The organism is Comamonas sp. GB3 AK4-5 (assembly GCF_041320665.1).
Classification (GTDB): Bacteria; Pseudomonadota; Gammaproteobacteria; order Burkholderiales; family Burkholderiaceae_C; genus Comamonas.
In genome coordinates this window covers 1,587,664-1,608,492 of sequence record NZ_CP166730.1, presented here as the reverse complement: position 1 = coordinate 1,608,492, position 20,829 = coordinate 1,587,664, and the positions used below count along the sequence as shown (strand labels likewise).

Sequence of the window (20,829 nt, the reverse complement as noted above, 5' to 3'; positions counted from 1 at the left end):
ATTCTCCTGTGGAAGATAGGTCGCCATGGCGGCGAGGCGGAAAGTACAGCAGAGATGACATGACGCGCCTTCAAATAATCAGCCAGCTACATAAATGCATAAAAAAATCAGCCCATAGCTTGCGGTTCGTTCAGCCCATCCATCTGGTTCAGCTTGCGCATCAGTTGGTTCAGCATATGGCGCTCCTCGGCATTGAAGTGGCTCATCAATCTGGCCACCCAGGCATAGTGGCTGGGCAGGGCCTGAGCCAGCATGGCATCGCCGGCCGGTGTCAGGCGCACCACGCGGGCACGCGCATCGACAGGGCCTACCTCACGGCTGCACAGGCCAGACACCACCATGCGGTCGATGATGCGCGTCATGGTCTGCGAGGTCACGGACACACCTTCTGCCAGCGCCCCCACCCCCAGGCCATCGGGATTGCGTTTGAGCAGCAACAGTACAAAGAACTGGGTTTGGGACAGCCCGCAGCTGTTGGCCAGATTGGCCTCGAAGGCGGTCAACATCTCCTGCGTGGCCGATGCCCAGACCAGCCAGGTCTGCAGGCCCTGCACATCGGTGTTGCCATAGACGGCACCGAAGCGCTCCAAGGTGTCGTAGCTGGGCAGGTCTTTGAGTTCAAACATGGGCATGGCTTTCTTGGCATTTAATGTAGCTGGCTACATATATGCCGTCAAACCCTGTAGAAGCGGAGATAAAAAGGACAGCAAAAAGGCTGCCGCAGCAGCCTTGGTGGGGTGAAGCGAGAAACCGCTTACGCGGGCACGCTATGGGCCCAGCCCGCATCCACCCAGCTGGACAGCAGCTCCAGCGCGTCGTCGCTGAACTGCTGCACCTCGCGCACCGCAAGGCGGCGGGTGTCGGCCAGCTGCTGCATCAGCTTGGCATCCTTGCCGCCGGCCAGATAGCTTTCGCCATTGATGAAGATGTGCTTGGCGTCATACAGCATGCGGGTGCGGCGGTTCAGCACCACGCCCTCGATCATGCCGAAGTCCTCGGCCGGCTCGAACCAGACATGGGGCTTGGGGTCGCTCATGTACTCGCCCAGGGCGCGCTCCAGCGCCAGCGGCTCGGCCAGGGCCTTCTTCAAGGCCTCGCGGGCAAAGTCGTAGAGGTCGGTGGGAATGGCGCCGGGGTGGCTGATGGCGGGCTGCTTGGGGTCTTTGTAGACCACTTCCTTGGGCGCCTCGTCCGGCGCATCGGACATGCGCAAAAGGATTTCACGTGCCAGCTCGTCCTGCTTGGGCGAGCGAAAGCCCACGGAATAGGTCATGCACTCGCCCTCGGCAATGCCGTCATGCGCCCACTTGGGCGGCAGGTACAGCATGTCACCGGGTTCCAGCACCCATTCCTCTTCGGGCTCGAAGTTGGTGAGGATCTTCAGCGGCACGCCTTCTTGCAGCGAGAAGTCTTTTTGCCGACCAATGCGCCAGCGACGCTTGCCATGGGCCTGCAGCAAAAACACATCGTAGTTGTCGAAGTGCGGACCCACGCCGCCCTGGTCGGTGGCAAAGCTGATCATCAAATCATCCATGCGCGCATCGGGCACAAAGCGGAACTGCTGCAGCAGATCGTGGGCGGACTGCAGATGCAGGTCCACGCCCTGCACCAGCGCGGTCCAGCCGGGTTTGGTCAGCGAAGGCAGCTTGCGGCGCGGGAAGGGGCCGTGGGAGAGCTTCCAGGCGCCTTCACCCAATTGCTCGATCAAACGTGCTTCCACGCCCTCTTCACCGGCCAGTGCCAACAGCTGGGCGCGATTGAGCAAGGGCTTGAAGCCGGGGATGGCCTGGCGGATCAAGAGCGGTTTCTTGTGCCAGTAAGTGCGCATGAATTTCTCGGGCGAAATGCCGCCGAGCAGTTGGAGAGGCGATTGGATGTCCATGGCGTTTCCTGGGGCGCCACCCGAGGCAGCACCACAATCAGATAGGTTGCGAAGCAAGCCCATCGATTGCGGTCGACGGCCTGCGAATGGCGGCAATTGTCCCATGCACGCAGCAGCCCCGCCTTGCGGGGGCGCAAAGCCGGTGCAGCCCCAGGACGGTACCGGATCGCTACAATTCTGGCCTCCCGCACGGGCCACGGACGGCCCATGCACCTAGATGAAAAAGGCACAGACATGGAAATCACCGAACAATGCGTGGTCGCACTGACCTGGGTGCTCAAAGACACCCTGGGCGAAGAGCTGGATGTGCTGGACGAGCCGGTGGAGTTTTTGCTGGGTGGCTCCGACCTGCTCAAGCGCATCGAGGAAGCGCTGCAAGGCCATTCCGTGGGCGCCACGTTGGACCTGCACCTGGAGCCCGAAGACGCTTTTGGCGACTACATCGACAAGCTGATCTTTCTGGAGCCGCGCAAGCTGTTCCCCGATGAGCTGGAAGAAGGCATGACCTTTGAAGGCAGCGCCCTGCCCGAAGGCTGCAACCCCGAGGCGCCCAAGGATGCGCTCTACACCGTCACCGACATCTACCCCGAACATGTGGTGCTGGATGGCAACCACCCACTGGCAGGCATTGCGCTGCGCATCCACCTGAAGGTGGAAGCCGTGCGCGAAGCCACCGAAGAAGAAGTCGGCCGCGGCAGCGCCGGTACCGGTTTCTTCCGCGTGCAACCCCAAGCACCCGGCAACGACTTGCTGCATTGAACCCGGCCCAGCGCCCCAAAAAAGAAAAGCACCCAACTGGGTGCTTTTATCGTTTTTGATAGCTGCCAATCCAATCTGACATTGTTCTGCAAGCAGATTACTTGAATTGCAATATCCGGCTCTACACACCGCCTACGGCCTATAAAACCGGCACATCCCAAGCCAGGGCACCGCGCAAGGGCCGCCTTGTCTCCCTGGTTGGCGCTGGTGCCGTCCCCCTCCATCGCGTAGCGATAGAGGGGGGGAAGACGCGCAGCGGCTCAGGGGGTGGCTTATCTCATCTCGAATGCCTCGCGGTGCAGGCGCCAGCGGCCGCCCTGTGCCCGCATAGCATCGGCACCCTGCTGCAGGGCATTGCCCAGGCCCTGCGGGCCACACACCCAGATGTCCAGCGCCGCGCCATGGCGCTCCAGATCCTCGGGGTGTAGCCGCTGACCCTGGGCCGCATCGTGCACCGTCAGCGATACAGGGGGACTGGCCTCGGCGCACAGCGCCTGCACACGGGGCAGCAAGGCGTCATGGGCCGCATCCCGGGTGCAATAGTGCAGATAGGCAGGCAGTTGGCCCGCAGTTGCCACAGCATCGGGCTGACGAGCTTCCAACCAGGCCATAAAGGGCGTGATGCCAACACCGCCGGCCACCCAGACCTGGGTTGGCGCCTGCGTGGCATGGCCGACCTGGCCATCAAAACACCCATAAGGGCCTTCAATCTGCATGGCCATGCCCGGCTTCAGGCTGCGGTGCAGCTGGGCCGTGTAATCACCCAGGGGCTTGATCACCAGGCGCAGCAGCGGCCTGCCATCGGGCGTGTAGCCACAGGCGCCCGGGGCACTGGCCACGGTAAACGGGTGGGCACCTTCACGGGCATCCCAGCTGGCAAACACAAACTGCCCGGCACGGTGACCCGGCCACTGCGCGGGCAATGCGCACAGCACTTCCAGCGGGTCCTGCCCCGGCTTGTCACCCAGCAGTTGCACGGCATGCACCTCGGCCGCATAGCGGCGCGCGCGGCCGATGCGCCCCAGCAGCGAGCACAGTGCAGCCACCGAGCCCAGTGCCATCAGCGCCCCCATCAACCAGCCCACTGGCTGCTGCCAATAGGTTTGTGGCAGCAGCACCAGGCTGTGCCAGACCAGGGCCAGATACAGCACCGGCATCACGCGATGCACCCAACGCCAGGGCTTGTAGGGCAGCAGGCGCTGCCACAGCGTCACCACCACCAGCACCAGCAGGGCGTAAAAAGCCCATTCCCCCATGTCCTTGGCCAGGCCGCGCCCATCGGCCAGCCAGGACAGCATGGCATCACGCGGCGGGCGTCCGGCCGTTCCCCAGCCGGCCTTGATCCAGCCTCCGGCCTCCTTGGCCCCCCAGTGCAGCACGGCGGCCACCGTGGCACTGATGCCCAGCCATTTGTGCAGGCGATAGACCTGGTCCATGCCCCCCAGCGGGCGCTCCATCCAGGGTTGGCGCAGCGACAGCCACATGGCCAGCGACATCATGCCCACGCTCCACACACCGCTGAGCAGCAGCACATCCCGCCGCAGCAGCCAGACCAGCTGGATGTCGCCACCACCCAGACCCTGGCTTTGCTCTATCCACACCGCCAGCATCCAGGCTGCGGTCAATACGGCCGACCACAAGGCCCATACTGCGCGCACTCGCATACATCCTCCTTCTTTTTCTACAACGCTCTCACCGCCATCGCACTGCGGCTGCGTGCCGGGCGGAAGTAGCGCCACCCAGCATGCACCGCCTTGACTTAGCGCTTGTTGCGGCTACGCAGCACGGCGCCGGTGCTGCCATCCACATCCAGCTTCACCCAGGTGCCCTGGGCATCGCGGGCCTTGACTTCGTAGTGGCTGTGGTCCCATTCGATCTCGCGCAGATCGCGATAGCCTGCGGCTTCCAGGCGGTCATAGACTTGGCGTATGGTCAGCCCCGGCTCGGCTTTCCAGCTTAGAGCCGTGGGTGCAGCAGCCTGGGCCACTGCCGGGGTCTGGGCCATGGCCACGCCAGCCAGGCCGGCAGCCAATGCCACAGCAGCCAGTTGCACACCAGCGGAACGCGAGAACTTGTGAAAAATACGGGTCATGACAAACACTCCTTGTGAAACAGCGCCCGACACCGTGCCGGGCTGAAGCCATTGTTCAAAACCCGGGGTGAACCCAAGCTGAAGCAGCTGTTCATCTCAGGTTCATGGCCCTCCCGCTATAAAAACCATATCTGTTTGTCTGCCGGAGACTGTTGCCATGACCTCTTCCCCCCCTCACCTGCGCCGCCCCCTGCCGCGCTCTTTGCTGTGGCTGGGCGCTGCCGCCTTGGTGGCAGCCCTGTGGGGCGGGCTGCTGCTGGGCCTGCCCGAGGCCCACTCGGACAGCCGCGATCACGAGCTGGCCCGCCAGGCCGTTCAACAGGGCAAGGTGTTGCCGCTGCGCACCGTGATCGACCAGGTGGAGCGCGAGTTCCAGGGCCAGGTCATCAAGGTGGAGTTCGAGCATGACGACGGCGAATTCATTTACGAACTGCGCGTGCTGCAGGCCAATGGCCAGGCGCTGAAGATTGAGCTGGATGCCGTGAACGGCAGGGTGCTCAAGGTCAAGCAGAAAGGAAAGAAGTAATGCGGATTCTGGTAGTGGAAGACGAACCCACGCTGCAGGCCCAACTGGCCCATGCCATCACCCAGGCTGGCCACACGGTGGAGACGGCTGCCGACGGCGAAACCGCGCGCTACCTGGGCGAGGTGGAGAGCTTTGATGCCGCTGTGCTGGACCTGGGCCTGCCCGTGGTCGACGGCCTGAGCGTGCTGCGCCACTGGCGTGCCCAGGGCCGCAGCATGCCGGTGCTGATCCTGACGGCACGCAGTGCCTGGCACGAGAAGGTCACCGGCATGGACGCCGGCGCCGACGACTACCTGGCCAAGCCCTTTCACATGGAGGAGTTGCTGGCCCGGCTGCGTGCCCTGCTGCGGCGCCTGTCTGCACACAGCAGCGCCCAGTGGCAATGCGGCAGCATCTTGCTGGACACGCGCCAGGCAAGCGTGTCGGTGGACGGCCTGCCACTGGTGCTGACCAGCCATGAGTTCAAAATCCTCTCGCTGCTGATGCAAAGGGTTGGCGAGGTGCTGTCGCGCACCGAGCTGTCCGAGCATCTCTACCCCCAGGACAGCGAGCGCGACTCCAACACCATCGAAGTCTTTGTGGGCCGGCTGCGCAAAAAACTGCCCGCGGGCAGCATAGAGACCGTGCGCGGCCTGGGCTATCGCCTGCTGCCTGCGCAAGGCATGGACGACGGAGCGGCCTCGGCATGAAGTGGCACCCATTCCCCGCATCGCTGTCGCTGCGCAGCCGCCTGCTGCTGGGCACCTTGGTCTGGATCACCTTGGCACTGGCCCTGGCCGGCTGGGGCTTGCGCAATCTGTTTCACGAACATGTGGACCAGCAGCTGCAAGACCAGCTGGTGCGCCAGCTCGATCAGCTGAGCGCATCCGTCAACCTGGACACGCGCCGGCGCGTGGACGTGGCCCCCATGGCCGGCGATGCGCGGCTGGAGCGCCCGCTGTCCGGCCTGTACTGGCAGGTGGATGCCCTGACCGAAGACGGCAGCGTGGAGCACAGCGGCCTGGCCCGCTCGCGCTCGCTATGGGACCAGGATTTGCAACTCCCCGCTACCTTGCCCGCACCCACTCAAGGTCGCCGTGGCTATAGCGTGCTGGAGCTGCACGACAGCCAGGGCAATGCGCTGACGGCCGTGAGCCGCCCGCTGCAACTGCCGGAAGCCGATGCACCGCGCCTGCGCCTGACCGTGGCCGCCGACCAGGCCTTGCTGGCCGAGCCGCTGCAGCGCTTTACCACCATGCTGCTGGTCGCACTGGGCCTGCTGGCAGGCGGCCTGCTGCTGGCCGTGGCCGTGCAGCTGCACCTGGCACTGCACCCGCTGCGGCTGCTGCGCCGGCAGTTGGCCGCTGTGCGCACCGGCCAGGCCGCACAGCTGCAGGGCCAGTTCCCCAACGAGCTGCAGCCCCTGGTGAGCGAGTTCAACCATGTGCTGACCGCCAACGCCGACATCGTGCAGCGCGCCCGCACCCAGGCCGGCAACCTGGCCCATGCGGTGCACACCCCGTTGAACGTGCTGGGCAATGCCGCCGCGCAAGAGCACTCACCGCTGGCCCAGCTGGTGCGCGAACAGGTGGCCACGGCCACGCGCCAGGTGGACTACCACCTTGCCCGCGCCCGCGCCGCCACCGGCGTGCGCGCCACCGGCCTGCGCACGCCGGTGCAGGCACCGCTGCAGGCCTTGCTACGCACCATGGAGCGGCTGCATGCCGGGCGCCAGCTACAGTTCTCGCTGCATGGAGCCAACGCGGAGATGGCTTTCCGTGGCGAAGAACAGGACCTGTTCGAGATGCTGGGCAATCTGCTGGACAACGCCGGCAAATGGGCCGCAAGCCAGGTGCGCCTGGAGGTACAGCGCGAAGGCGATAGCCTGTGCTTTACCGTGGACGACAACGGCCCCGGCATTGCCGACGACGCACAGCGCCAGCGCATCTTTGAACGCGGTGAGCGCCTGGACGAGCAGCGCCCCGGCACCGGCCTGGGGCTGGACATCGTGCGCGAGCTGGCCCACACCTATGGCGGCAGCATAGAGGCCCTGCCTTCTCCCCTGGGAGGCTTGCGCATGCGCTTGTGCCTGCCTGCAGCAACCCAGGAGTGACGCGCTCCTATTTCAAACAAAATCACCTCCTGGCACAATACCCGTCTGCATAGTCTGCTCTCTTATATGGAGCAGCACTGCACACAACCAGCCCCTGTCCCCGCCTTCCCCCAGCGGGGGAGAGGCCATACAGGCAAGCGCTCAGCCCCCGTGCAAGGCCTTGACCACCTGGGCCAGCGTGTCCGCATGTGGGAACAACCAATCAGCCACAGCGCCCAGCACCACGGCCGCCACCAGGGCACTCAGCATGGGCTTGTAGCTCAGGCGCAGGGCAGCTAGCAGCCAACCTTCGCGCTCCACCACATACAGGGTGCGCGCCATCAGCAGGGCAAAGGCGACCTCCATCGCCACAGCCAGAAACAGCTCCGAGCCCAACACCAGCCACAACAGCGAACCCGCCCCCGTGGCCAGCAACAGCAGGCCGGCAAACAGCAGCAGCACGGGCACCAGCACCACGCCCTCTCCATCCAGAGCGTCCAACCCCGGCACCTCCAGTGCCGAAGAAGAGGCTGAGGCGGCATCGGGCAGACCAGGCAACTCCAGCTGCGACGCCTCCCCCTCACCCCACTGCCCGCTGGCACCGCCGCCACCAAAAGCCCCACCCTGCCCACTTTCCAGGCCCGCATCCGTGGGCGATGCTTTGGTATAGCTGCCGGAAGAAAGGTCCAGGGGCATATCTGCGCCATCCTGGCGCAGCATGCAGCCGGCCCATAGCCGTACCAGCAACAGATAAATCACATAGCCGCCGCCCAGCGCCAGCCCGTAGCGCAGGCCCATGCTGTGCACACCTGCGTGCAGCAGCCCTCCACTCAGGGCCAGCATGCAGCCCAGGCTCAACACACCCGTGAGCAACGCATGCAGACGCAACCAATAGCGTTGCTGCAAGCGCCGGCGCATGCGTGCCTCCTGCAGAAGCTGCACACGGGTCCAGTTGGACAGCGTTTGGGGAGAGGGACGTTTGCCGGATGGGGCCATGGTTTTACAGATGATGGAGCGCAAGACCGGTGACGCCATCCCCTCACCCCAACCCTCTCCCCTTCGGTGCGAGGGAGCAAGACCAGGGCACAGTGCATGCAACTGGCGCTCCCCACATCAGGGACACCGCGCAAGGGCCGCCCCGCCGCGCCGGTATCGTCCCCCTGCTATGCGAGAACGAAAACGGCGCGTAACGCCCCAACGGGGCATTTACCCCACCGACGTTGCATCAGGACATTACGTATCAAACTGACGCAGCCTAGATCAGCAGACAGCGAGCAAGGGCCGCCCCGCAGCGAGGCTGTCGTCCCCCTAGGGGGAAGGCGCACAGCGCCTCAGGGGGGATTAATGTTTCCCGGTGGAGCCGTAGCCACCTTCTCCACGCTCGGAGACGGCTTCAAATTCCTCGACCAGGTTGAACTGGGGCTGCACCACGGGCACGATGACCATCTGGGCCAGGCGGTCCATGGGCTGCAGGGTGAAGGCGGTGCTGGAGCGATTCCAGGCGCTGACCATGAGCTGGCCCTGGTAGTCGCTATCGATCAGGCCCACCAGATTGCCCAGCACAATGCCGTGCTTGTGGCCCATGCCGGAGCGCGGCAGGATCATGGCGGCGTAGCCGGGATCTTTTAGGTAGACCGCCATGCCGGTGGGCACCAGCTGCCATTGACCGGGCTCCAGGGTCAGCGGCGCATCGATGCAGGCACGCAGGTCCAGTCCCGCGCTGCCGGGCGTGGCATAGGCGGGCATGTTCTCGCGCAGGCGCGCATCCAGGATTTTCAGGTCAACGTTCATGGCAATACAGGGGAAGGCGGCGCAACACCGCCTGCTTCAAAAAATACAAGGCCTGCATTGTGCCGTGCAGCCTAGCCCTTGAACGATTGAATCCCTTTGCGCACCCCATTGACGATGGCGATCAGCAGCACGATGGCGCCAAAGCCGGGGAAGGCCATGCCCACCACCGCCAAAATTGCCAGCAACACAATATGGCCAGGGGTGATACGGAAGCCGGTTTTTTTCTTTTCCGGGGTCTGGCTTTGCTGCATCGCCTGGGGCGCGGACTTGCGCGCTTCGCGGCGGGCGGCCCGCTCACCATTCGTTTGCCCCTGGCGGCCACGGCTGCGCTGGCCAGCGGGCTGCGCCCCCTGGGTGCGCTCCTGCGCTTCGCGCTGGGCTTGCTCCACGGCCGCCAGAGCCTGCTCGCGCAAGCGCTCCCAGGCCGATGCAGGCTGGGCACCCGGAGTCTGCAGGGCATCACTGCCCGTGAAATCGCTGCGGCTGCTCTGCTTCAAAGCCCGGAGGGAAGCGGGATACAGCGCGCTTTGGCGCAGCATGGCATTCACATAGCGGACATAGTCGCCACCACGCGGGCCTTCGTAACTGGAAATGGACATAGCGCTTCAGCCTAACAAAAAACGGGCGGCAGCACCCGCGAATACTGCAATACACGGCCTGCCCTCTTCTCCACTGCGCAGGCTGCCAGCGGGGAATGGCAAGATTTCGGCCGGCGCGGGCCTCAACAGACCTGCCAAGCCTAGCGCATCCCTCACAACGAAGCCATCAGCCCCAGGCTGATTACTTCACCAACCTGCGCGCCAGCTCCTGCACCAGTTGCACACCCAGCTGGGTCTTGGAGGCCCGGGGCAGCTCGCTGTGGCCCTGGGCATCCACCAGCAGCAGGGCATTGTCGTCCTGGCCGAAGGTGGCGGGGCCGATATTGCCCACCAGCAGCGGCACATCCTTGCGTTGGCGCTTGGCCGTAGCATGTGCCAGCAGGTCATGGCTTTCGGCGGCAAAGCCCACGCAGTACAGTGCGCCTTTTTGGGCACGCTCGGACTTCGCCACGGTGGCCAGGATGTCGGGGTTCTCGACAAAGGCCAGGGCCGGCACATCGCCCGAGCCGTCTTTCTTGATCTTCTGGTCGGCCGCATTGGCCGGGCGCCAGTCGGCCACGGCAGCCGTGGCGATGAACACATCGGCACTGCCCACCTGCGACTGCACGGCGGCCAGCATTTGCTGGGCCGACTGCACATTGATGCGTTGCACGCCGCGCGGCGTGGCCAGGTGCACCGGGCCGGCCACCACGATGACCTCCGCCCCGGCGGCCTTGGCGGCGGCGGCGATGGCAAAGCCCATCTTGCCGCTGGAGAGGTTGGTGATGCCGCGCACCGGGTCTATGGCCTCGAAGGTGGGGCCGGCCGTGATCAGCAGGCGGCGCCCCAGCAGCAACTTGGGCGCAAAAAAGGCCTGCAGGTCTTCCAGCAGCTCCTCGGGCTCCAGCATGCGGCCGTCACCGGTTTCACCACAGGCCTGGTCGCCCACGCCCACGCCCAGCACCTTGGCGCCGTCCTTGGCCACCTGGGCCAGATTGCGCTGCGTGGCCGGATGGGCCCACATTTCGCGGTTCATGGCCGGGGCCAGCAGCAGCGGTATGCGGTCTATGGGACGGGCCAAGCACATCAGGCTGAGCAACTCATCGGCCCGGCCCTGGGCCAGCTTGGCGATGAAGTCGGCGCTGCAAGGTGCGATCACAATGGCATCGGCCTCGCGGCTGAGGTTGATGTGGGGCATATTGTTGGGCTCGCGCGCATCCCACTGCGAGCCGTACACCGTGCGCCCTGACAGGGCCTGCATGGTCACCGGGGTGATGAATTGCTCGGCCGCCTCCGTCATCACCACCTGCACGGTGGCACCTGCCTTGATCAGCAGACGGCACAGGTGGGCCGACTTGTAGCAGGCCACGCCTCCGGAGAGGCCCAGCACGATGTGTTTTCCAGCAAGCAGTGTCATGAGGCGGGAATTTATCAGACTGGCTCCAAGGTGATAGCCAGGTCGCCGCATGCATCCACCGGGGTGGCCCCTATAATTCGAATTTCCCACCACCAATAAAAGACATGACCAAGTTCGTCTTCGTCACCGGCGGTGTGGTGTCTTCCCTGGGCAAGGGAATCGCCTCAGCCTCCCTTGCTGCGATCCTCGAATCGCGCGGCCTCAAAGTCACCCTCATCAAGCTGGACCCCTATATCAACGTGGACCCCGGCACCATGTCGCCGTTCCAGCACGGCGAAGTGTTCGTGACGGACGACGGCGCCGAGACCGACCTGGACCTGGGCCACTACGAACGCTTCATCGAAACCCGCATGAAGCAGTCCAACAACTTCACCACGGGCCGCATCTACCAGTCCGTGCTGGAGAAGGAACGCCGTGGTGACTACCTGGGCAAGACCGTGCAGGTCATCCCCCATGTCACCAACGAGATCCAGGAATACATCAAGCGTGGCGCCGGCATGGGCACGCCCGATGCCGTGGACGTGGCGATCTGTGAAGTCGGCGGCACCGTGGGCGACATCGAATCCCTGCCCTTCCTGGAAGCCGCACGCCAGTTGGCCCTCAAGCACGGCCCCAACAACTCAGCCTTTGTCCACCTGACCTACCTGCCCTATATCGCAACGGCAGGCGAGCTCAAGACCAAGCCCACCCAGCACACGGTGCAAAAGCTGCGCGAAATCGGCATCCAGCCCGACGCCCTGCTGTGCCGCGCCCAATACCAGGTGCCGGAAGAGGAAAAGGCGAAGATTTCGCTGTTCACCAACGTGCCCGAGTGGGGTGTGATCTCCATGTGGGACGTGGACACCATCTACAAGGTGCCCCGCATGCTGCACGAGCAGGGCCTGGACGGCCTGATCTGCGACAAGCTGCGCCTGAACACGCCCCCCACCAGCCTCAAGCGCTGGGATGACCTGGTGCACGAGACCGAGCACCCACAAGGCGAGGTCCAGGTGGCCATGGTGGGCAAGTATGTGGAGCTGTCCGACGCCTACAAGTCGGTCAACGAAGCGCTCAAGCACGCCGGCATGCAAAGCCATGTGCGCGTGAAGATCACCCATGTGGACTCGGAAACCATCACCGACGCCAACGCCAAGCAACAGCTGTCCCAGTACGACGCCATTCTGGTGCCCGGCGGTTTTGGCTCGCGCGGTGTGGAAGGCAAGATCTCCACCGCCAAGTTCGCCCGTGAAAACAAGGTGCCCTACCTGGGCATCTGCCTGGGCATGCAAGTGGCCACCATCGAGTACGCCCGCCATGTGGCCGGCCTCAAGGGTGCCAACTCCACCGAGTTCGATCCGCAAACGCCCAACCCCGTGATCGCCCTGATCACCGAGTGGAAGGACGAGGACGGCACGATCAAGACGCGTGACGAGAACTCCGACCTGGGCGGCACCATGCGCCTGGGCGCCCAGTCCTCCGACGTGCAGCCCGGCACCCTGGCCCACAGCATCTACGGTGATGTGGTGACAGAGCGCCACCGCCACCGCTATGAGGCCAACACCCAGTATCTGGACCAGTTGCGCCAGGCCGGCCTGGTGATCTCGGCCCTGACCCAGCGCGAGCAGCTGACCGAAATCGTCGAGCTGCCCGCCAAGGTCCACCCCTGGTATATCGGCGTGCAGTTCCACCCCGAGTTCAAATCCACGCCCTGGAACGGCCACCCGCTGTTCAACGCCTTCATCAAGGCGGCCGTGGACGGCAAGCAAAAGGCCAAGAAGGCCTGAATCGCAAGCAACCCAGCGCAACCTCTGAGGAAACCCGCCATGCAACTTTGCGGCTTTGACATCGGCCTGGACCGACGCTTTTTTCTGATTGCCGGACCCTGCGTGGTCGAGTCCGAGCAACTGCAGATGGACGTGGCGGGCCAGCTCAAGGAAATCACTTCCAGCCTGGGCATCCACTTCATCTTCAAGAGCAGCTTTGACAAGGCCAATCGCTCCTCCGGTGCCAGCTTCCGCGGCCCCGGCATGGAAAAAGGCCTGGAGATTCTGGCCAAGGTGAAGAAGGAACTCAATGTACCCATCCTCACCGATGTGCACACCGAGGCCGAGGTGCCTTATGTGGCCTCCATCGTGGACGTGCTGCAGACCCCGGCATTCCTGTGCCGCCAGACCGACTTCATCCGCGCCGTGGCCCAGTCGGGCAAGCCGGTGAATATCAAAAAGGGCCAGTTCCTGGCCCCGCACGATATGAAGAACGTCATCGACAAGGCCCGTGCTGCCGCCAAGGAAGTGGGCCTGCCCGAAGACAGCTTCATGGCCTGCGAACGCGGTGCCAGCTTTGGCTACAACAACCTGGTGAGCGATATGCGCTCACTGGCCATCATGCGCGAGACCAACGCCCCCGTGGTGTTTGACGCCACGCACAGCGTGCAGCTGCCCGGCGGCAACGGCACCAGCAGCGGCGGCATGCACGAGATGGTGCCTGTGCTGTCCCGTGCGGCCGTGGCCGTGGGCGTGGCGGGTCTGTTCATGGAAACCCATCCCGATCCCTGCAACGCCCTGAGCGACGGCCCCAATGCCGTGCCCCTCAAGCACATGCGCGCGCTGCTGGAAACGCTGGTGGCCTTGGACGATGTGACCAAGCGCACCGGCTTTCTGGAAAACAATTTCCAACCCTGATCGCAGCGCCTACCATGCACGCCATTCGGTGTTGAAATCCAAGCACGCTCCGCAAGAGCGTGCTTTTTCGTATCAAAAACAGAGCAGTCTGTGCTTAGCCAGCCTGCTTTGTCGGCGGAATTCACCGCCAAGTCCTCAGAGACCAGAGTTTGTAAAAAACCTTCAAAGGAAGACCATGAGTGCAATCGTTGACATCGTAGGACGCGAAGTCCTGGACAGCCGCGGCAACCCCACCATCGAGTGCGACGTGCTGCTGGAATCCGGCGTGATGGGCCGCGCTGCCGTGCCATCGGGTGCGTCCACCGGTTCGCGCGAAGCCATTGAACTGCGTGACGGCGACAAGGGCCGCTACCTGGGTAAGGGCGTGCTCAAGGCCGTGGAGCACATCAACACCGAGATCTCCGAAGCCGTGCTGGGCCTGGACGCCTCCGAGCAAGCCTTTCTGGACAAGACCCTGATCGATCTGGACGGCACCGACAACAAGAGCCGCCTGGGCGCCAACGCCATGCTGGCCGTGTCCATGGCCGTGGCCCGCGCCGCCGCTGAAGAAGCCGGCCTGCCCCTGTACCGCTACTTCGGTGGCATGGGCGGCGTGCAGCTGCCCGTGCCCATGATGAACGTCATCAACGGCGGCGCCCATGCCAACAACAGCCTGGACCTGCAGGAATTCATGATCATCCCCGTGGGCGCGCCCACGTTCCGCGAAGCCGTGCGCTGGGGTGCCGAAGTGTTCCACGCCCTCAAGGCCATCATCCACGACAAGGGCATGAGCACCGCCGTGGGCGACGAAGGCGGTTTTGCGCCTTCCGTGGAAAACCACGAAGCCGCCATCCAACTGATCCTGGAAGCCATCGCCAAGGCCGGCTACAAGGCCGGTGAAGACATTGCCCTGGGCCTGGACTGCGCCGCTTCCGAGTTCTACAAGGACGGCATGTACGTGCTGGCCGGCGAAGGCAATATGACCCTCACCGCCGTGCAATGGGCCGACATGCTGGCCGGCTGGTGCGACAAGTACCCCATCATCTCCATCGAAGACGGCATGCACGAAGGCGACTGGGACGGCTGGAAGGTGCTGACCGACAAGCTGGCCGCCAAGGTGCAGTTGGTGGGCGACGACCTGTTCGTCACCAACACCAAGATCCTGAAGGAAGGCATCGACAAGAAGATTGCCAACTCCATCCTCATCAAGATCAACCAGATCGGCACGCTGACCGAAACCTTCGCCGCCATCGAAATGGCCAAGCGCGCCGGCTACACCGCCGTGATCTCGCACCGCTCGGGCGAAACCGAAGACTCGACGATTGCTGACATTGCTGTGGGCCTGAATGCTGGTCAAATCAAGACCGGCTCCCTGAGCCGTTCGGACCGCATCGCCAAATACAACCAGCTGCTGCGCATCGAAGAAGACCTGGGCGACGTGGCCGAGTACCCCGGCCGTGCTGCCTTCTACAACCTGCGTTAATCTGCAGACCTGCCACTTCCGCTCAGCGCCTCTTTCGCACCATGGTTCATCGCATTGTCACGCTGGTGTTGCTGGCCATTTTGGCCATCGTGCACGCCCAGCTCTGGCTGGGCAGCTACAGCATGGACCTGGTGCAGGAGATGCGCATGCAGATTGCCCAGATCAAGTCGGCCAACGAGGTGGCCCGCGCGGAAAACAACCGCCTGGCCTCCGAAGTGACCGACCTGCGCGAAGGCAAGGACATGGTGGAAGAAAAAGCCCGCAGCGAGCTGGGCATGGTCAAGCCGGGCGAGATCTATGTGCAGGTCACCCGCCCCTGAGCGCGCAAGCACGCCCTGCCCCGCCACCACGGCCCGCCCCGCGCGCCGTGGTTTTTTTATGCCACCGCATCCTGGCTGCAGCACAGCCTTCACCGCCTGATGCACCCATGAGCACCCCATGAACACACTCTCGGCCACCACCACCTTCCCGCTGCTGCTGGCCGGCACCATCACCAGCGCCCCCCAGACCCTGGCGCAAACCATGCAAGCCGCCTGGGCCCGGCAATACCCCGGCACCCCCTGCCCGCTGGCCTGCTGGACTGCCGATCACAGTGCAGAGATCGGCACCGGCACCGGCACCGGCATCAACGCCGATGCCAGCGCAGCCACGCTGCCACTGACCGCAGCGCTACACACGGTGTACTGGCTGCCCACGCCACCCTCGGCCCCCGCCTACGACCAAGCGCTGGAGCAGCGCTGCCGCACCCAGTTGATGGCCTATGTGCAGGCCGGCGGCATGCTGCGCCTGCTCTATGGCCTGCCCCAGCACCAGCAAACCGCGCTGTGGGAATGCCTGCAGACCTGGCAGGCCGCAAACGCCAGCCACAGGGCCGCACCTGGCATGACCGCCACGGCCACCCCCGCAGGCCCGGACATGGCAAGCCCTCCGCGCCACGGCCACGCCCCCGGCATGCGCTGCCGCGAATGCCTGGACCCGGACAGCGAACGGAGATTGTTCAGCCACCTGCTGGCATCCAGATCACCACCCTCCCGCCTGTGAGCCGCGCCATGGCGCATGCTGCCCGCGCGCCACGCTCACAAAAAAATAGCAGCATCTACCGACCATGACTGTGTCTGCGGCACAAACATCGATGAATGCATGCCGCATACGCCGTGGGCAGCTTTGGGCTTGCGCGTGGTGTAGCGCCTTGCCTATGGCGGTCAGGGTTGCGAGTGGGAGGGGTTCTGCAATCGCCCGAAGCAGGCATACGGCCTTATGCCACTTCGATTTACCCTGTCTAGAAAGACAGGGCTCTGTGGGGCACATCTAGGCTGCAGGTCGTTCCGCCATCGTCAAGGAGACTCGATCGCCAGGATGAAGATTTACCCAGGGGTGTGGCTTATCCTCGCAGACTTCTCAGAAGAGCATGTACATATCGCAGTTTGCGAGGGCGGACCAAGCGCTCCTGCCGCACACGCACATGGGCAAAGAGATTGCTTGCACCACCGATTGAACACGTTGAAAAGGAAGTTTATGAAATCCGTCACCATCCTTGGTGCCTCGGGCTCTATCGGAACCAATGCCTTGGCATTTCTCCGTCTCCACCGCAATCGCTTTTCGCTAAAAGCGGCCTCCTTTGCCAAGTCTTGGGAAAGCGCTGTAGCCATCTATAGGGAATTCTCTCCCGAAGTGGTGGCATTTTCCGACCCTGCCGCTGCAAGCTCATTTTCAGAAGCTATCGATGGCCCGTGTCATGTCATCGCCGGCCCCAACGCCGCAGCGGAAGTCGCGAGCATGCCGGTAGATGTGGTGCTTGCAGCCATCTCCGGATCTATTGGCTTCCCCTCTGTCCATGCCGCTGTAAAAGCCGGCAATCGGGTTGCACTCGCAAACAAGGAAGCTCTTGTCTGCGGCGGCACCAAGCTCCTCACCTTAGCCAAAGAGCATGGCTCCGAGGTGATCCCCGTTGACTCTGAACACAGTGCAATCTACCAGTGCGTGAAACTCGGCAGGAGGGAGGAATTACGACGCTTGGTACTTACTGCAAGTGGCGGCCCCTTCCGAGACTGGAGCAAAGCACAAATTGTGAATGCCACCGTGGATCAAGCCTTGAGGCACCCAACTTGGCAGATGGGTCCAAAAAACTCCCTGGACAGCGCCACGCTGGCAAACAAGGGGCTGGAGCTGATCGAGGCCTGCTACTTCTTTGATATGCCATCGAGTCATGTCGACGTTTTCGTCAACCCCTCATCTCTTTTGCACTCCGCAGCAAGCTATATAGACGGGACCATGATTGCGCTTCTTGGCCACAACGACATGAAGAACGCTATCGGCTATGCCCTGTCATATCCAGACAGACTGCACACCGGCGTTGACGATCTCAATCTGGGCGAGGTCCGCTCCCTCGAATTTCGAAGCGTGGATTCAGAAAAATTTCCGTGCCTAACCCTGGCCAGGGAAGCAGTCAATGCGGGTCCGGGCGCAACCATGATGTTTAACGCAGCAAATGAAATAGCCGGGCGCATGTTCATGGAAAGCCGAATCGGCTTTTATGAAATCAGCGAAATAATTTCTGAATCACTGTCTTGCGATACCGCCCAATTCGATGTGGAACTAGACGAGCTGATGGCTGCCGATCACGAAGCCAAGTCGCTTGCCGCCAAGATCGCCAATCGCCTCATACTCGCACGCGCCTAGGAACCGACTTTTTAGTCGATCGCCCTGTGTCTAGAGCATCAGGCACGGGTCAACACCAGGTGCGGTCTTGCCCCACTTGTGGAAGTCCGCTCCTGGCCGATCTGTGATCGGTCGCAGTCGACCCGTTGCTGTTGTTCGTGCCTCGACGGCCAATGTCTGCTGCGCAGCGACTGCCGTCATTGATACAGCTAAGTTCACCAACCACCTCATGACACTCCTCGGCCGCTCGGGCCTGCGAGCATGATCTCTGCGGGGGCGCGCTCATACCTTGGCGAGGAAGGCCGTCGCATCACCCGCTTCACACTTCCAGTCTGCGAAGACCCCAACCAGATTGCATTCCACGCAGCGGCAAGCGATGTAGTACCAGCGCACGTCATGTGTGCCCTCGTACACGGAGACGCCGGACATCAGCTCGAACACCTCGTTCTCGCACACGCACTCGTGCGTCTCGGGGGCGGCCTCTTCAATGTAGTCCTCGCTGTCGCCCATCAGGTGTATCTGCCCGCAGTCGGTGCAGGCGCGGATTGCCACACCGGCTTCTTCATCGGTCTGCAACGCAAAAGTCCGGCACCCGCAATTGCATTTGGACGAGGCAAACCGGACGGCCTCATGGCGATTCGCAACGCTGTAGCTGCGCAGCTCGGCTTGGGTGTCGCCGGACGTCGTCCCGTACCAAAACTCGCCCTTCTTCGTCAGTGCCATTGATGCTGTTCCATTCTTCAAGGTGGGCTTCCCGGCAGACCTGACGCCTGGCTTGCCCCGATCATCTGGATTTTGCCTGAAGGCACGGTGAATCGTCGTCAAGGGGCCGGGTCGGGGTTGCCTCTGACAAGGGCTGCGGAAATCCTTGAATGCCGATTCTTGGAGATTGCAACCAGAGTCCATCAAGTTCAGCTGTTGATCGCCGCCGACATTCGGTGTTGAAGCCACAGCTTGAAGCAGTCGGCCAAGCAGCCTTCGCGCACGGCTGTTCCTGGCCGAAAGCAGCCTGCAGCTGCCACCCATCAGGCACTCTTCTGTGCCATCCTCAACCGCCCCCAATACATCAAAAGCATGCCCAGAATGGCGGCCGCCCCACCTCCCAGCAGCGAGGCAGTGATGGTCTCGCCCAGCCAGATGCTGGAAAACAGCATGCCCCACAGCGGCACCAGGGACATATAAGCCGCTGCCGCGCCGGCACCCAGCACGCGCACGCCGTGCAAATACCAGGCATAGGCCAGGGCCGTGGCCCCAAGCGCCAGCGCGACGAGGCTGTACCAGGCATTCGCTGGGGCTGCAGGCAGGCCGGCCCATGCCGCCGGCCCCTCCAACACCAGGCTGGCCGCCAGCAGCAGCGCGGCGCCCATGGCGGCCGTGACGGTGGTGGTGGTGAGCGCATCCACAGAGGTCAGCACCAACCGGCCGATCAGGGTGTAGGCCACCCAGCAGCCGGCACAGCCCAGCAACAGCAGCTCGCCCACGCCCGATGAAGCGGGCAGCAGCGCGGTGAAAGCGCCGCCACCCAGTGCATACAGCGCCCCAGTCACGGCCAGCACCAGGCCGGCGCACATGACCGCATTCACGGCCTCGCGAAACAGCAGGACGGCAAACAGCATGGTGAGCACCGGGTTGAGGGCCACGACCATGGCGGCTTTGCCTGCAGGCACGGTCTGCAGCGCCAGCAAAAAGAAGATGGAATAGCCCAGCACGCCCACGGCGGCTGCACAGGCCAGGCCCAGCCACTGGCGCACCGCCAGGGCCCGCAGCCCGCCCATGCGGCCACTGCGGCACAGCCACAGCAGCAGGACCACGCTGGCCAGCAGAAAGCGCAGACTGGCTGCCGCAAGCGGCGGCATGGCCTGCGCCACCACGCGGCCCCAAGGCCAGGAGGCGCCCCACAAGGCGGCCATGGCGATCAAACCCAGGTGGGTGGAGGATTTACGAAAAGTCATAGCGCGCTAATATCTGCTCATCAAGATTCATCGTCGAATGAGTAATCGCTCATGACACCTACCCCTGGCATCTGCCCATGACCTTTGCGCAACTGGAAATCTTTTCCGTGCTGGCCAAGCTGGGCAGCTTTTCCCGAGCCGCCAGTGTTCTGGGCATCACGCAAAGCGGCGTCAGCCATGCCATCAGGCAGCTGGAAACCGAGCTGGGTGTCAGCCTGCTCCAGCGCGAAGCCGGTGCGTCGACCCTGACCGAAGTGGGCAGCAGGCTGCTGGCCCGCGCCAACGACATGCTTCAACAAAAAGAAGCGCTGCAGCAAGAGGCCCATCTGGAGCGCGGCATTGCGCGGGGCACGCTGCGCATCGCCTCGTTTGGCGCCACCTCATCGCTGCGCCTGCTGCCCCAGCTCATGGCGCATTACCAGGCAGCACACCCCTTGGTGGAGGTACAGATCGAGGAGGCCGTCGACAGCGTGGTGGTGCAATGGCTGCTGGAGCGGCGCGTGGAGCTGGGCTTTGTGGTCTTGCCTGAGGAGCGCCTGGACACATTGCCACTCGTGGCGGATGAGCTGGTGGCCGTGCTGCCTGCGGCCCACCCTCTGGCCGCCCAGGCCTCACTCCAGGCCCGCGACTTTCATGGGCAGCCCTTCATTCGAACCTCTGCAGGCTCCGGCCCCCATATTGACCAGTTCCTGGCCAGCGCGGGCGCAGTGCCTCACACGCGGTTCAAGCTGGAGCAGCTCAGCTCCATGATGGGTTTTGTCGCCCAGGGCGATGCCATCACCATTGCGGCGCGGCTGGCCTTGCCAGAGCCGCCTGCCGGCGTGGTCTATCGCAGCCTCAAGCCACGTCGCCGCCGCGATATTGCACTGGCGGCCTTGCGCTTTGACAAGCTTTCGCCTGCGGCGCAGGCCTTTGTCGAAATGGCCCGAAAGCGGCGCAAGTTGCTGGAGTTGGGCTGATGAGCTGCAACAGGCCTGCCGC

The 20,829-nt window shown here is 63.6% G+C and carries 21 protein-coding genes; 11 read left to right on the top strand and 10 right to left on the bottom strand.

Annotated elements, in window-relative coordinates; genetic code table 11:
- Positions 1-107 precede the first annotated feature (107 nt).
- On the bottom strand, positions 108-626 hold the full coding sequence (locus tag ACA027_RS07155; protein WP_370681712.1) for a MarR family winged helix-turn-helix transcriptional regulator: 519 nt from the start codon (positions 624-626) through the stop codon (positions 108-110).
- 128 nt (positions 627-754) lie between these two features.
- Complete coding sequence (locus ACA027_RS07150; RefSeq protein ID WP_370681711.1) at positions 755-1,882, bottom strand: JmjC domain-containing protein; 1,128 nt, start codon at positions 1,880-1,882, stop codon at positions 755-757.
- A 234-nt stretch (positions 1,883-2,116) separates the two neighbouring features.
- Here ACA027_RS07150 and ACA027_RS07145 point away from each other — a divergent pair, with 234 nt between their 5' ends.
- Positions 2,117-2,641: a peptidylprolyl isomerase gene (locus ACA027_RS07145; protein WP_370681710.1), complete on the top strand. Its 525-nt coding sequence runs from the start codon at positions 2,117-2,119 to the stop codon at positions 2,639-2,641.
- Between the two features lie 272 nt (positions 2,642-2,913).
- Here ACA027_RS07145 and ACA027_RS07140 read toward each other — a convergent pair whose 3' ends face one another.
- Positions 2,914-4,305, bottom strand: a complete 1,392-nt coding sequence (locus ACA027_RS07140; protein ID WP_370681709.1) for a ferric reductase-like transmembrane domain-containing protein — start codon at positions 4,303-4,305, stop codon at positions 2,914-2,916.
- A gap of 95 nt (positions 4,306-4,400) precedes the next feature.
- A complete protein-coding gene (locus tag ACA027_RS07135) occupies positions 4,401-4,733 on the bottom strand; it encodes a PepSY domain-containing protein (RefSeq protein ID WP_370681708.1) in 333 nt (110 codons plus the stop codon).
- A 157-nt stretch (positions 4,734-4,890) separates the two neighbouring features.
- Here ACA027_RS07135 and ACA027_RS07130 point away from each other — a divergent pair, with 157 nt between their 5' ends.
- The 3 genes from ACA027_RS07130 to ACA027_RS07120 are packed head-to-tail and all read left to right on the top strand — an operon-like array spanning position 4,891 to position 7,351.
- Complete coding sequence (locus ACA027_RS07130; RefSeq protein WP_370681707.1) at positions 4,891-5,259, top strand: PepSY domain-containing protein; 369 nt, start codon at positions 4,891-4,893, stop codon at positions 5,257-5,259.
- The gene (locus ACA027_RS07125) at positions 5,259-5,948 is read left to right on the top strand and encodes a response regulator transcription factor (RefSeq protein ID WP_370681706.1); all 690 of its coding nucleotides are present in this window, start codon (positions 5,259-5,261) and stop codon (positions 5,946-5,948) included. The genes ACA027_RS07130 and ACA027_RS07125 overlap by 1 nt, the downstream gene beginning before the upstream one ends.
- The gene (locus ACA027_RS07120; protein ID WP_370681705.1) at positions 5,945-7,351 is read left to right on the top strand and encodes a sensor histidine kinase; all 1,407 of its coding nucleotides are present in this window, start codon (positions 5,945-5,947) and stop codon (positions 7,349-7,351) included. Before ACA027_RS07125 ends, ACA027_RS07120 begins: the two co-directional genes overlap by 4 nt.
- Positions 7,352-7,492: 141 nt before the next feature.
- Here the strand turns inward: ACA027_RS07120 and ACA027_RS07115 are convergent, their stop codons facing one another.
- The 4 genes from ACA027_RS07115 to coaBC form a co-directional block, all read right to left on the bottom strand.
- Entirely contained in the window at positions 7,493-8,326 is an 834-nt protein-coding gene (locus ACA027_RS07115) for a hypothetical protein (RefSeq protein WP_370681704.1), read from the bottom strand.
- A 345-nt stretch (positions 8,327-8,671) separates the two neighbouring features.
- Entirely contained in the window at positions 8,672-9,121 is a 450-nt protein-coding gene (gene dut / locus ACA027_RS07110) for a dUTP diphosphatase (RefSeq protein WP_370681703.1), read from the bottom strand.
- A 71-nt stretch (positions 9,122-9,192) separates the two neighbouring features.
- Positions 9,193-9,720 carry a hypothetical protein gene (locus ACA027_RS07105; protein ID WP_370681702.1) on the bottom strand — a complete coding sequence of 176 codons (528 nt, stop codon included), beginning with the start codon at positions 9,718-9,720 and terminating at the stop codon, positions 9,193-9,195.
- 181 nt (positions 9,721-9,901) lie between these two features.
- Complete coding sequence (coaBC, locus tag ACA027_RS07100; RefSeq protein ID WP_370681701.1) at positions 9,902-11,116, bottom strand: bifunctional phosphopantothenoylcysteine decarboxylase/phosphopantothenate--cysteine ligase CoaBC; 1,215 nt, start codon at positions 11,114-11,116, stop codon at positions 9,902-9,904.
- A gap of 104 nt (positions 11,117-11,220) precedes the next feature.
- On the opposite strand from coaBC, the gene ACA027_RS07095 reads away from it, so the two are divergent.
- The 6 genes from ACA027_RS07095 to dxr all read left to right on the top strand — a co-directional run bounded on the left by ACA027_RS07095 (position 11,221) and on the right by dxr (position 17,917).
- Positions 11,221-12,879: a CTP synthase gene (locus tag ACA027_RS07095; protein WP_370681700.1), complete on the top strand. Its 1,659-nt coding sequence runs from the start codon at positions 11,221-11,223 to the stop codon at positions 12,877-12,879.
- Between the two features lie 39 nt (positions 12,880-12,918).
- Positions 12,919-13,776: a 3-deoxy-8-phosphooctulonate synthase gene (gene kdsA / locus ACA027_RS07090; protein ID WP_370681699.1), complete on the top strand. Its 858-nt coding sequence runs from the start codon at positions 12,919-12,921 to the stop codon at positions 13,774-13,776.
- A 175-nt stretch (positions 13,777-13,951) separates the two neighbouring features.
- Positions 13,952-15,238, top strand: a complete 1,287-nt coding sequence (gene eno, locus ACA027_RS07085; protein ID WP_370681698.1) for a phosphopyruvate hydratase — start codon at positions 13,952-13,954, stop codon at positions 15,236-15,238.
- A gap of 41 nt (positions 15,239-15,279) precedes the next feature.
- Entirely contained in the window at positions 15,280-15,558 is a 279-nt protein-coding gene (locus tag ACA027_RS07080; RefSeq protein WP_370681697.1) for a septum formation initiator family protein, read from the top strand.
- Between the two features lie 118 nt (positions 15,559-15,676).
- Complete coding sequence (locus tag ACA027_RS07075; protein WP_370681696.1) at positions 15,677-16,279, top strand: hypothetical protein; 603 nt, start codon at positions 15,677-15,679, stop codon at positions 16,277-16,279.
- A 474-nt stretch (positions 16,280-16,753) separates the two neighbouring features.
- Positions 16,754-17,917 (top strand): 1-deoxy-D-xylulose-5-phosphate reductoisomerase, encoded by a 1,164-nt coding sequence (gene dxr, locus ACA027_RS07070; RefSeq protein WP_370681695.1) that lies wholly within the window; start codon positions 16,754-16,756, stop codon positions 17,915-17,917.
- 261 nt (positions 17,918-18,178) lie between these two features.
- Here dxr and ACA027_RS07065 read toward each other — a convergent pair whose 3' ends face one another.
- Positions 18,179-18,619 carry a hypothetical protein gene (locus tag ACA027_RS07065; protein ID WP_370681694.1) on the bottom strand — a complete coding sequence of 147 codons (441 nt, stop codon included), beginning with the start codon at positions 18,617-18,619 and terminating at the stop codon, positions 18,179-18,181.
- Positions 18,620-18,921: 302 nt separating this feature from the next.
- Positions 18,922-19,848, bottom strand: a complete 927-nt coding sequence (locus ACA027_RS07060; RefSeq protein WP_370681693.1) for a DMT family transporter — start codon at positions 19,846-19,848, stop codon at positions 18,922-18,924.
- Between the two features lie 77 nt (positions 19,849-19,925).
- Here ACA027_RS07060 and ACA027_RS07055 point away from each other — a divergent pair, with 77 nt between their 5' ends.
- Positions 19,926-20,807: a LysR family transcriptional regulator gene (locus ACA027_RS07055; RefSeq protein WP_370681692.1), complete on the top strand. Its 882-nt coding sequence runs from the start codon at positions 19,926-19,928 to the stop codon at positions 20,805-20,807.
- The last annotated feature ends 22 nt before the right edge of the window (positions 20,808-20,829 follow it).